An 11,748-nucleotide genomic window follows, 5' to 3' on the forward strand; every position below is an offset into this window, starting at 1 on the left:
CGATTACCTCCCAGGTAATCGATCCGCCGCCTCCACCAGGATCGCGCGGAAATCGTTGACGTTGGTGCGCGTCGGCCCCGTCAGCACCAGGTCGTCCAGCGCCGCAAAGAAGCCGTAGCCATCGTTATCGCGCAGGCGCGCCGCCGCATCGATGCCGGCCAGCGCGGCGCGTGCCAGCGAGTCGGGATCGAGCAGCGCGCCGGCGTTGTCCTCGGTGCCGTCGATGCCGTCGGTATCGCAGGCAATCGCATGCACGCCTGGCATGCCCTTGAGCGCGATGGCCAGCGCCAGCAAAAATTCGGCATTGCGCCCGCCCCGCCCCTGGCCGCGCAAGGTGACGGTGGTTTCGCCACCCGACAAAATCACGCACGGCGCTGCCACCGGCTGCCCGTAGCCCGCCACCTGGCGCACAATGCCCGCGTGGACGATGGCCACCTCGCGCGCCTCGCCCTCCATGCACCCGCTCAGGATCAGCGGCGTGTAGCCGGCCGCGCGCGCGGCAGCGGCAGCGGCGTCGAGCGCATGCTGGGCGCTGGCGATGACCACCGCCCGATTGCCGGCCAGGCGCGCATCGTCGATGGCCGGTGCGGCCAGCGCCGCATCGGCCAGCACCGCGCGCACCGCCGGCGGCGCCGCGATGCCGTATTTGGCGAGCAGCGCCAGCGCATCGGCCGCGCAACTGCCATCCGGGATGGTCGGCCCGGACGCCACCACCGCCGGATCGTCGCCCGGCACGTCGGACACCACCAGGGTCAGCACGCGCGCCGGATGGCAGGCCAGCGCCAGGCGCCCGCCCTTGATCGCGGACAGATGCCGCCGCACGCAATTGATCTCGCCGATCGGCGCGCCGCTGGCCAGCAGGCGGCGCGTGAGTTCGCGCTTTTGGTCGAGCGAGATGCCTGGCGCGGGCAGCGACAGCAGCGCCGAGCCACCGCCGGACATGAGGCACAGCACCAGGTCGTCCTCATTGAGGCCGCGCACCAGCGCCAGCATGCGCTGCGCCGCCATGCTGCTAGCCTCGTCCGGCACCGGATGGCCCGCCTCGATCACCTCGATATGCCGGGTCGGCGCGCCATGGCCGTAGCGCGTGACCACCAGGCCGTTGATCTCGCCCTGCCAGTGCCGCTCGACCGCCTGCGCCATGCGCGCGGCCGCCTTGCCGGCGCCGATGACGATGGTGCGCCCCTTGGGCGCGGCGGGCAGGTGCGGCGCCAGCACGGCCAGGGGGTCGACCGCCGCCAGCGCACTGTCGAATAGGTGCATAAGCAGCTGATGCGCCGGACTGCGCGGCGCGCTTGCAGGGTTCATGTCGTCCTCGTTAATTGGGTTGCAAGGCCGGCGCGAAAGAGCTATCTTTTTTCGCGCTGCCCAGCCTATGATATTGACACAAAAATATCTTCCAGGAGTGTTCGTGCCTTCCCCAAAAATCCCCGCCATCCTCACCGCGCTGATGATCGCCATGAGCAGTACCCTCCCCGCTTTTGCCGCCGACAGCGCGGCGCCGCCCATCGCAGCCAAGGCCGCGTGGCAGGAAACGCGCCACGGCGAGGTCGTCACCGACGACTACCGCTGGCTGCAAAAGAAGGAAGACCCGAAGGTGATCGCCCATCTTGAGGCCGAAAACGCCTACACCGAGGCGATGACGCGCGATATCGCGCCGCTGGCCGACAAATTGTTCGCCGAGATCAAGGGCCGCATGCAGGAAGTGGACCTGTCGGTGCCGGCGCGCACCGGTAAATACTACTACTACACGCGCTTTGAAGCGGGCAAGCAGTACCCGATCAACTGCCGCCGCCTGGCCGGCGCCAACCTGGCCTACGACGACAAGGCGCCGGAAGAAATCCTGCTGAACCAGAACGAGATGGCCGAAGGCCAGAAGTTCTTCGCCGTCGCGGGCACGTTTGTGAGCCCCGACGATGCGCTGCTGGTGTACCTGACCGACACCACCGGCTACCGCCAGTTCGAGCTGCACGTCAAGGACCTCAAGACCGGCAAGCTGCTGCCCGACAGCGTACCGCGCGTGACCTCGGTGGCCTGGGCGCTTGACAACAAAACCATCTTCTTCGTGCAGGAAGACGCCACCACCAAACGCTCCGACCGGGTGTTCCGCATGACGCCCGGCAGCGCGCCGGTCGAGGTGTATCACGAGCCGGTGGAGCAGTTCAGCGTGCAGGTGGAAGCCTCGCGCGACGGCAAGTTCATCCTGCTCGATATGGTCGCGACCGACACCACCGAGACGCGCATGCTGGCGGCGGACAAGCCGCTGGGCCCATTCCGCCCGGTGCTGGGACGCGAAAAAGGCCATCGCTACAGCGTCGAACACCGCAAGGGCGAGTTGTTCATCACGACCAACAAGGAGGCGAAAAACTTCCGCCTGGTGCGCGCGCCATTGGCCACGCCCGGTCCCAAGTTCTGGAAAGAGCTGGTCAAGCACGACAAGGCGGTCATGGTGCGCGAAGTCGACGCCTTCCGCGACTTCCTGGTGGTGATGGAAAAATCGAATGCGCTCAATCGCGCGCGCATCTACAACTTCAAGAACAAATCGTGGAAGACGGTGCAGTTCGACGACCCGGTCTACATGGCCACGCGCATGCGCACCCCCGCCTACGACGCCACCAGCTACCGCATGGCCTACCAGTCGCCGGTGACGCCGGCGACCGTGCTCGATGTGGACATGGCCAGCGGCGCGCGCAAGGTCCTCAAGCGGGTCGAGGTGGTGGGCGGCTACGACGCGAGCCGCTTCGAAAGCAAAGGCCTGTGGGTGACCGCGCGCGACGGCGCCAGGGTGCCACTGTCGGCCGTCTACAAAAAGGGCGTGAAGTTCGACGGCAGCGCGCCGATGCTGCTCACGTCCTACGGCTCGTACGGGATTGCGACGGAAGCGAATTTTTCGATCGGGCGTCTGAGCCTGCTCGAGCGCGGCGTGATCGTGGTGCAGGCGCACATCCGCGGCGGCACCGACATGGGCGAGGCCTGGCATGACGACGGCATGCTGATGAAAAAGAAGAACACCTTCTACGACTTCATCGACGCCGCCGATTTCCTGGTCAAGGAAAAGTGGACCAGCCCGAGTCGCCTGGTGATCCAGGGTGGCAGCGCCGGTGGCCTGTTGATGGGCGCCGTGGCCAACATGCGCCCGGAGCTGTTCCGCGGCGTGCACGCGGCCGTGCCGTTCGTCGACGTGATGAACACCATGATGGACGCCACCCTGCCCCTGACCACCGGCGAGTACCTCGAATGGGGCAACCCGACCGAAAAAGCGGCCTACGACTACATGCGCAGCTATTCGCCGTACGATAACATCGAGCGCAAGGCCTATCCGGCCATGCTGGTGACCACGGGCCTGAACGACAGCCAGGTGATGTACTGGGAGCCGGCCAAGTACGTCGCCAAGCTGCGCGCGCACAAGACCGACAACAACGACCTGCTGCTCAAGACGAACATGGGCGCCGGCCACGGTGGCGCGTCCGGGCGTTACAACGCGGTCAAGGAAAGCGCTTTCAACATGGCGTGGATGCTGTCGCAGTGGGGCATCAAGGAGTAACAGGAGACGGGAGCCGGCGACCGGCGCCGGGAATTTTGCGGGAATTTTCACTTTTTTCGCAAAAACCCTTGCGCACTTTCCGATCTCTGGATATGATTCGTGCCTCTTCAGACGTGGTGACAAACGTCGGATGCAGTCTCTGAGGTAAGCGAAGTTTTTGGGTGCTTAGCTCAGTTGGTAGAGCAGCGCCCTTACAAGGCGCGGGTCGGGAGTTCGAGCCTCTCAGCACCCACCACCATCAGAGACGGGGCATCATGATCAGCAGTACCGATCAGAGTAACACGGAGTGGTAGTTCAGTTGGTTAGAATACCGGCCTGTCACGTCGGGGGTCGCGGGTTCGAGTCCCGTCCGCTCCGCCAGCATCAAGAAAGGGTCCGATTCGTCGGGCCCTTTTTCTATTTCCCTTTTTGTTTTCTCCTTCACTTCCGGAACCGCCTTGGCCCACGCCTACGTTACGTTTCGCCGCCGTCTCGCCCTGCACGCGTTCCAGCGCTTTGCCGCCAGCCTGAAAGGTTCGGCCGAAATCGTGCTGCTGGTGTTCGCCCAGGTTCTGATCGGCCTGTTCGCGCTGGTCGCCCTGCCCCCCATGTACGCCGCCTCGCAACCGGCCTTGCAAGCCATTGGCCTGCTGCTTGCGCACGGCCTGGCGATGGCGCTGCCGGCGCTCCTGGTGCGCAAGCGCGTGCTGCCGCTCGACGTGGTGTACTGGCTGCGCCGCCTGCCGGTGCCGCCGTCCACCCAACTGGCGGCCGATGCGCTGGTCGCCGCCATGATGGTCGGGCCGCTGGCGCTGCTGTACGCGGTCTCGGCGACGGTCTGGGTTTATCAAAGCCCCGACTGGCTGCTGCCGCTGCGCGGCGTGCTTGGCACGCTGTTCTCGCTGATGCTGACGTATGCCTGCACCATCGCCGTGCTGTCGCTGCGCGCGCGCCGCGTGCCGTCCAGCGCGCGCTGGCAGCGCCGCCTGGCGCCGCCGCCGGCGCGCTATGCGGCGCGCCAATGGCGCTCGCGCGTGTTCATGCTGTGGCATCGTTTGTTCTGGCTGCCCTTCTGGCGCAACGAGAACATGGTGGGCCGCCAGCAAAGCCTGATGCTGGCCGCGGCCGTGGGCGCGGCGCTGCCGTGGATGCAGGCGCCGCCCGGCATCGCGCGCGCGGTCCTGGCGCTGGTCACCAGCGCGCTGATGGTGCTGCTCACCGACCGTGGCGACAAGGCCGTGCGCGAGCAGATCGCCGCGCTGCGCCCTGTCATGGCGGCCTGGCCGCTGCAAGCGCGTTCGGTGGAACTGGCGGCGCGCGCGTTTGCGCCGCTGCCCGCGCTGCTGGTGCTGGCGATGGTGTTCGCCGGTGGCCTGGCGCATGGCGTATGGGCGCGTCCGGCCGGCCGCGCTTATCTGGTGCTTGGCTGCGTGGCGCAGGTGCTGCTGGTGGCGATTCCGCGCTTTACGGCACGCGCGCGGGTAGGCCTGGTGGTGGTGCAGATTCTGGTGTTGACGGCGGTGGGGAGCGAAATATGGCAGTAGAACAGAAGGACGGCCCGGTGCTGCGCATCCGGGACCTGCATTTTCATTTCGATACGCGCCCGGTATTCGTCGATTTCTGTGCGCAGATCGAGCCGGGCATCACCTGGCTGCGCGGCGCCAACGGCATGGGCAAGACCACCTTGCTCAAGCTGGTGGCCGGCGCGCTCACGGCCAACCGCGGCACCATCGCATTGGACGGCATCGATTGCGCGGCGCAGCCGCTGGCCTACCGGCTGGCGGCGTTTTACTGCGGCGGCGACCTGCCGGACTTACCGTGGCTGACGGTGCAGGAGTTCCTCGACCTGCACCTGGCGCTGTATCCGGCCGCCCAGGCGCGCCTGGTCGAGCGCCAGCTCGACGCGTTCGGCGTGACCGGCACGCTGGGGCAGGCGCTGTCGACCCTGTCGCTGGGGCAGCACAAGAAGGTGCAGCTGTCGTTGGCGCTGGCCCTGCCGGTGCGCCTGCTGCTGCTCGACGAGCCGTTCAACGGGCTCGATGCGGCGGCGGTGGCGTATTTGCGCGGGCAACTGGCGGAACTGGGGGCGCGCCAGGATGTGTGCGTGCTGCTGACCAGTCACCTGGAGCCGCTGGTGGCGGTGCGGCGCATGCTGGACCTGGATCGCCCGCAGCAAGCCTAATTGGCCTGCCCCGCCTCGACCCGGTTGCGTCCCGCGCTCTTGGCCACGTACAGCGCGTGATCGGCGCGGGCCAGCGCGGCGTTGATATGCTCGCCCGGCTCGATCGTCACCACGCCGATACTGACCGACATCGCATACTCGTCCTGCAGCGCCGGCAAGCGCGCCGCCAGCACGGCCAGGCGCAAGCGCTCGGCCGCCTGCAGCGCGCCCGCCAGGTCGGTCCCCGGCATCACCAGCGCGAATTCCTCGCCACCGAGCCGGCCCATGATGTCATGCTCGCGCAAGCTGGCCTGGGCCGTGGCGCTGAACACGCACAGCGCCTCGTCGCCGGCGGCGTGGCCAAAGCGGTCGTTCAGGCTCTTGAAGTGGTCCAGGTCGAGCATCATCAGCGACACCGGGCTGCGCAGGCGCGCGGCGAGCATGCGCGCGCTCTCGGTGCGCTCGAAGAACGCGCGCCGGTTGACCAGGCCAGTGAGGCTATCGATGGTCGCCAGCAGCGCCATCGCGCGGTCGTCCTTTTCCTTGCACAGCAGCAGAAAGCCGAAGCCGTTCACGATCATCAACAGGTAGCCGGCGATATAGGCGACGCTTTGCACCACCCCCGGCGCGCCGCCGACCACGCCCAGGCTGGCATGGCTGAAGCAGGCGCGCAGCGCCATCGCCGCCGCGAACACCAGGTTATTGACGCCGATGATGCGCTGCAGGGCAGACGCCGCGCGTCCGGGACGCAGCAGCGCCCCCGCCATGGCGCCGCTGAACAGGGCGATCATCAGCGACAGCATCATGCCCAGGTCGCGCGCGCTGGCGCCGGCCAGCGGCGCCAGGTAATACAGCAGCAGCGCCAGCACCGTCAGCGGATAGAGCAAACGGCGCCAGCGCTCGTAACCCAGGAAGGTGCAGTAGGCGGCCGCTTCGAGCGTGATCCCCAGCACCAGCACCGAGGCCGTGGCCACCCCCATCCACAGCGGCGCGCCGGCGCTCTGCAGATAGGCCAGCAGGTTGGCAACGCCCTGCACCAGCTTGGCCCACTTCCACATCCGCATGGCCGGATGCACGGCGCCCGAACGCGCGTAACCCGCCATCAGCATGGCGAAGGCAATATTGCCCACCGCCAGTACCAACATGAAGGTCTTGATATCGATCACTGCACGTTCCTTGTGGATCAAACACGGCCTGTCCGCAACGCATGCGAGTAATTCGCTGGCGCCGGGAAGGGAATGAGGTAAACAAATGATAACAAATATTACGTTGAGGCATCATATTACACTAGTTATCGACTCGCTTCTTGCTGTGGCAAAATAATGGTAAACATGGACGACAGCGGCGCGGGCGGCAAATCTGCTGCACGGCCCGGTTGCATGGCGCATAATCGACATCGTGCGTGACATTCCCCCTCTGGAGTTAATTTGATCTTTGGTTTTCTGAAATCGCCGCCGCTGTCGCCCCGCCTGCACCGCCTCAAGAGTTCGGTCCTGTTCAATTCCCTGACCCCGCTCGAGCTGAAAATTGTCGATGGCCTGATGCACGAGCGCCGCTACCTGCTCGACGAAATCGTGTTCGACCAGGGCGAGGAAGGCCAGGCCCTGTACCTGGTCACGTCGGGCAAGGTGGCCATCAGCCGCGCCCAGGGCGGCGCCTTCATGGTGGTGTCGGAACTGGGGCCGGGCAGCGTGTTCGGCGACATGGCGCTGCTGGACGACTCGCCGCGCACCGCGCAGGCGCGCGCAATGGAGAATTGCGAGCTGGCGGTATTCTTCCGCGCCGATTTCCTGGGCCTGATGGAGACCGACGCCATCATCGGCTATAAAATTTCGCTGACCCTGGCGCGCCTGGTCGGCCAGCGCCTGCGCGACTGGATGGGCGGCAGTCCGCAGGTGGAAGCCTTATGACCTCGCGCGAGCGCGCGGGACCGGTGGTCTGGTGCGGCATCATCGCCGTGACCTGCCTGCTCCTGATCCTGCTCGAGCACATGCTGTGGCTGGCCATTCCCTTCATCTTCGGCACGGTCCTGTACTACATCCTGCTCGCGCCCATGCAGCGCCTGATCCGCGCCGGCGTCGGCCAGGACCTGGCCGCGCTGACCGTCGGCGGCGGCTTCGTCGCGGCCATCTCGCTGGTGCTGGTGCTGGTGTTTTCGTACGTGGCCGTGCCGGAAGAATCGTGGCAGGCGCTGCTCGGGCATTACCTGGAAGGCGGCGTCACGTTCGTGCGCAACACGATGCAGCTGCTGGAGCAAAAATTCCCGGTGCTCGAACAGATGAAGCTCACGCGCCTGGTGAACCGGCGCTTCAAGTCCTTCACCGACAACTTCGCGCAGCAGCACCTGGCCGGCCTGTTGGTGGTGATCGCCGGCTGGCTGCCGTCGCTGCTGCTGGCGCCCTTCCTGACCTTCTTCTTCCTGCGCGACGGCGCCAGCTTCAAGCGCTTTCTGGCGCGCGCGGTGCCGAATGCGTTTTTCGAAAAAACCCTGTTCCTGCTGCACGAAGTCGACCAGACCGCGCGCCGCTACTTCCAGGGGCTGATCAAGCTGACCGTGATCGACACCATCATGCTGGCGCTCGGGCTGTGGCTGATCGGCGTGTCCTCGCCGCTGGCGCTGGCGCTCATTTCGGCGATCCTGGCGTGGGTGCCGTTCGTCGGCTCCGTGGCCGGCTGCATTCTGGTGGTGGTGGTGGCGGCGACCGACGCGCCCTCCAATCCGGTGATCGGCTACGGCGCCATCGGGGTGTTCGTGGCGGTACGCCTGCTCGACGACTTCATCTTCATGCCGCTCACGCTCGGGCGCAGCCTGCAGATCCATCCGCTCATGACGGTGCTGATGATCTTCGTGGGCGGCTCGCTGGCCGGCGTGGCCGGCCTGATGCTGGTACTGCCGCTGCTCGGCGTGGTGATGGTGGTCGGCGAGACGCTCGGCTGCCTGGTGACCAATGCGCGCCTGCGCGCGCGCCACCGCAATGCCATGGCGCTGCGGGTCAGGCAGGCCAGCGTGGGATTGGCTAAGTAGGCTGGGTGGCAGCGGCGGCCGGCGCGCGCGATTCGGCGACCAGCAAGGCGTCGAATTCCTCGGCCGGCAGCGGGCGCGCGAACAGGTAGCCCTGGCCGTAGTCGCAGCCGGCGGCCAGCAGCAGGTCGCGCTGTTGGTGCGTCTCGACCCCTTCGGCGATCACGCGCAGGCCCAGCTTGTGGGCCATGACGATGATCGCTTCCGACAGCGCCATGTCGCTCGACTCGGGCGCCAGGTTGCGCGTGAAGGAGCGGTCGATTTTCAGGTAGTCGATGTCGAATTTTTTCAGGTACGACAGCGACGAGTAACCGGTGCCGAAATCGTCCAGCGCCACCTGGATGCCGGCGTCGCGCAGTTGCAGCAGCTTGTCGGTCACGCCGCTGCTGGCGTCGAGCAGCAAGCCTTCGGTAATCTCCACCACCACCGCCTGGCCCGACAAGCCCAGCTCGCGCAGGTGCGCCAGCCAGCCTTCGTAGCCCTTGCCTTCGCGCTGGAATTCGAGCGGTGACTGGTTCACGCTGACCTGGAACTCGGGATGGTGCGCGCGCCGCCAGCGGCTGGCCCAGCGCGCCGATTCCTTGAACACCCACTCGCCGATATCGATAATCAGGCCGCTCGACTCGGCCAGTGGAATGAATTCCAGGGGGCTCACCAGCCCGCGCTGCGGATGCTCCCAGCGGATCAGCGCTTCGGCCTTGTGGATCTTGCCGCTGCGCAGATGCACGATCGGCTGGAAGTACACGCGGAACTGGCCGCCCTTGAGGGCGCTGCGCAAGTCGTTCGTCATGCGCATGCGGTTGATCGCCGCCACCTGCAGCGCCGGCGTGAAGTAGCTGAAGCGGTTGCGGCCCGCGTTCTTGGCCGCGTACATGGCCTGGTCGGCGTGCTTGAGCAGGTCATCGATGTCGCGCGCGTCGTCCGGATACAGGGTAATGCCGACGCTGGCCGATATATAGGCTTGCTCCTGGCCGAGCGCGAACGGCGCCTGCAGCACGTCGAGGATCTTTTGCGCGATCACGCCCACGCTGCCGGTTTCATTGAGTTGCGGCAGGATCACCGTGAATTCGTCGCCGCCCAGGCGTGCCACCGTGTCCGAGTCGCGCACGCAGGCGCTGATGCGGCGCGCGGCGTCGACCAGCAGCACGTCGCCCTGCTGGTGGCCGAGGGTGTCGTTGACTTCCTTGAACTGGTCGAGATCGATGAACAGGATCGCCACGCGCGTGCCCTCGCGCCGGCAGCGCAGGATGTCGTGCTCGAGGCGGTCGTGGAACATGCGCCGGTTGGGGAGGTGCGTGAGCGGGTCGAAATTGGCCTGCTGCCAGATCAGCGCTTCCGAGGTTTTTTTCTCGGTCACGTCTTCGATCATGCACAGGTGGTGCGCGGCGTCGTCGGGGGCGTCGATGGCGGCGATCGACATGTCGACCCAGACCACGCTGCCGTCGGGACGCAGCAGGCGGCGCGCGCTCTTGAAGCTGGCGATGGCGCCGGCGCCCAGCTGCGCCATGCGCGCCGCTTCGCTTGCCACGTCGTCGGGGTGGGTGATGTCGTCGCAGCGCCCGCGCTTGAGCTCTTCCGACGAGCGCCCGGTGATCTTGGCAAAGCGCGGGTTGATGTCCTTGAACTGGCCGCTGGCCGAATCGATCAGGGCGATGCCCATCGGCGCTTCTTCGAACATGGTGCGAAACCGCAGTTCGCCCTGGCGGATGCTTTCCTCGGCGCGGCGCCGTTCGCGCGCCAGCAGCGACACGTGCACGATGGCGCCGCCGACGAGCAGCAGGCCGGCCGCCAGCAGCGAGCGGTACAGCCAGGTCAGGGAGGTGGCCGCCGGGTCGCTGCTGTACATGAAGCCGTCGAAGGCCGCGCCGCGTGGAAGCATGCCCAGGTCGGCGTAGATATCGGCGATGTGGCGCCAGCGGTCCGGGTTCATGTAGCCGATTTCGACCAATACCGGCTGCACCAGCGGCTCCATCTGGCGTGCCTCGAACAGCAGGTGCTCGCGGTCGTGGCGACGGGTGTACCTGGACAGGATCAGGTCGGCGATTTCTTCCTGGTTGGCCATGGCATAGGCCCAGCCCTTCATGCTGGCCGCGCGAAAGGCGCGCACCCTTTCCGGGTGGGACGCGATCTGGCGCTCGTTGGTGAACAGGTTGTCGCCGTAAAAATCGATGCCGGCCTCGCGCGGGCTGTGCACGTCGTAATCGAAGCCGAGGCGGTCCAGGTAATCGGGCTCGTTGGTCATGTAGGCCGAATAGGCGTCCACCTTGCCCTTGACCAGGTCGTCCGGATTGAAGCTGTGCTCGACGCGCACCAGGCTTTTGAGGGGGACGCCTTCCTTGTTCAGGTAAGCGATCAGCTCGTCGGCCTGGGTCAGTTCGTCGATGAGCGAGCCGATCATGACGCGCTTGCCCTTGAGGTCGCGAATGTCGGGGGTGCCCGCGCTTTTCCGGACCAGCAGAACATAGGGGGAATGCTGGAACACCACGCCCAGCACCACCAGCGGTTTGCCGGCCAGGCGCGCCAGCAACAGGCTGCTGCTGCCGACGCCGAATTCGGCCTTGCCGGCGCTGACATTGCGCTCCGGTTCGTTGCCGTCGGTGCCTTCGGCGATGTGGACGTCGAGGCCGGCGTCGCGGTAATAGCCTTTTTCGAGGGCGGCGTAGTAGCCGGCGAACTGGAACTGGTGAGTGTGCTTGAGCTGGAGCGTGACCTTGTCGCGCGCATGGGCGGGCGCGACGATGCCCATGGCGAGCGCCAAGGCGAAAGCGGACGCCAAGGCGCTCGCCGTCGACGCGCGGCAGGCCAGGGGAAATCGGATCATCAGTCGGTCACACGGCTAGGTGTGCACTAAAGCAACGTATGGATACGATTGTACTGACCTTCCCGGCCAGGGCGGCGGAAAATGCGGACTGTGTGCGTGGTACAACAATCGGTGTTGCAAAAGCGACTGCCAGCCTCCTCAAAACCGTCGCCCCCGCGAAAGGCGGGGGCCCAAGTTCGGGTATCCGCGACTGAGCGGAAAACTTGGGCCCCCGCCTTCGC

At 66.3% G+C, this 11,748-nt stretch carries 8 protein-coding genes and 2 tRNA genes; 7 read left to right on the top strand and 3 right to left on the bottom strand.

Going from position 1 to position 11,748, the window contains the following annotated elements; translation table 11 throughout:
• Positions 1–3: 3 nt before the first annotated feature.
• Positions 4–1,308 (bottom strand): glycerate kinase type-2 family protein, encoded by a 1,305-nt coding sequence (locus F0185_RS05675; protein WP_167222407.1) that lies wholly within the window; start codon positions 1,306–1,308, stop codon positions 4–6.
• 103 nt (positions 1,309–1,411) lie between these two features.
• Between F0185_RS05675 and F0185_RS05680 the strand changes: the two genes are divergently transcribed.
• The 5 genes from F0185_RS05680 to F0185_RS05700 all read left to right on the top strand — a co-directional run bounded on the left by F0185_RS05680 (position 1,412) and on the right by F0185_RS05700 (position 5,705).
• Positions 1,412–3,544, top strand: a complete 2,133-nt coding sequence (locus F0185_RS05680; protein ID WP_370663981.1) for a S9 family peptidase — start codon at positions 1,412–1,414, stop codon at positions 3,542–3,544.
• 159 nt (positions 3,545–3,703) lie between these two features.
• A tRNA-Val gene (locus tag F0185_RS05685) sits at positions 3,704–3,779 on the top strand.
• 48 nt (positions 3,780–3,827) lie between these two features.
• Positions 3,828–3,904 (top strand) — tRNA-Asp (locus tag F0185_RS05690).
• Between the two features lie 77 nt (positions 3,905–3,981).
• Positions 3,982–5,067, top strand: coding sequence for a hypothetical protein (locus F0185_RS05695; RefSeq protein ID WP_167222411.1), 1,086 nt, complete (start codon positions 3,982–3,984; stop codon positions 5,065–5,067).
• Positions 5,058–5,705 (top strand): ABC transporter ATP-binding protein, encoded by a 648-nt coding sequence (locus F0185_RS05700; RefSeq protein WP_167222413.1) that lies wholly within the window; start codon positions 5,058–5,060, stop codon positions 5,703–5,705. The genes F0185_RS05695 and F0185_RS05700 overlap by 10 nt, the downstream gene beginning before the upstream one ends.
• Here the strand turns inward: F0185_RS05700 and F0185_RS05705 are convergent.
• Positions 5,702–6,850 carry a GGDEF domain-containing protein gene (locus F0185_RS05705; protein ID WP_167222415.1) on the bottom strand — a complete coding sequence of 383 codons (1,149 nt, stop codon included), beginning with the start codon at positions 6,848–6,850 and terminating at the stop codon, positions 5,702–5,704. The genes F0185_RS05700 and F0185_RS05705 overlap by 4 nt on opposite strands.
• A 261-nt stretch (positions 6,851–7,111) precedes the next feature.
• Here F0185_RS05705 and F0185_RS05710 point away from each other — a divergent pair, with 261 nt between their 5' ends.
• Positions 7,112–7,594 (top strand): cyclic nucleotide-binding domain-containing protein, encoded by a 483-nt coding sequence (locus F0185_RS05710; protein WP_166885557.1) that lies wholly within the window; start codon positions 7,112–7,114, stop codon positions 7,592–7,594.
• Entirely contained in the window at positions 7,591–8,709 is a 1,119-nt protein-coding gene (locus F0185_RS05715) for an AI-2E family transporter (RefSeq protein ID WP_167222417.1), read from the top strand. The genes F0185_RS05710 and F0185_RS05715 overlap by 4 nt, the downstream gene beginning before the upstream one ends.
• Here the strand turns inward: F0185_RS05715 and F0185_RS05720 are convergent.
• Complete coding sequence (locus F0185_RS05720; RefSeq protein WP_167222418.1) at positions 8,702–11,527, bottom strand: EAL domain-containing protein; 2,826 nt, start codon at positions 11,525–11,527, stop codon at positions 8,702–8,704. The genes F0185_RS05715 and F0185_RS05720 overlap by 8 nt on opposite strands.
• Between the last annotated feature and the right edge of the window lie 221 nt (positions 11,528–11,748).

This window comes from Massilia rubra, assembly GCF_011682065.1.
Taxonomy (GTDB): domain Bacteria; phylum Pseudomonadota; class Gammaproteobacteria; order Burkholderiales; family Burkholderiaceae_D; genus Telluria_A; species Telluria_A rubra.

Coding starts and splice junctions, on each gene's coding strand:
- F0185_RS05675 (WP_167222407.1), bottom strand. CDS start 1,308: ATGAACCCTGCAAGCGCGCCGCGCAGTCCGGCGCATCAGCTGCTTATG.
- F0185_RS05700 (WP_167222413.1), top strand. CDS start 5,058: ATGGCAGTAGAACAGAAGGACGGCCCGGTGCTGCGCATCCGGGACCTG.
- F0185_RS05715 (WP_167222417.1), top strand. CDS start 7,591: ATGACCTCGCGCGAGCGCGCGGGACCGGTGGTCTGGTGCGGCATCATC.
- F0185_RS05720 (WP_167222418.1), bottom strand. CDS start 11,527: ATGATCCGATTTCCCCTGGCCTGCCGCGCGTCGACGGCGAGCGCCTTG.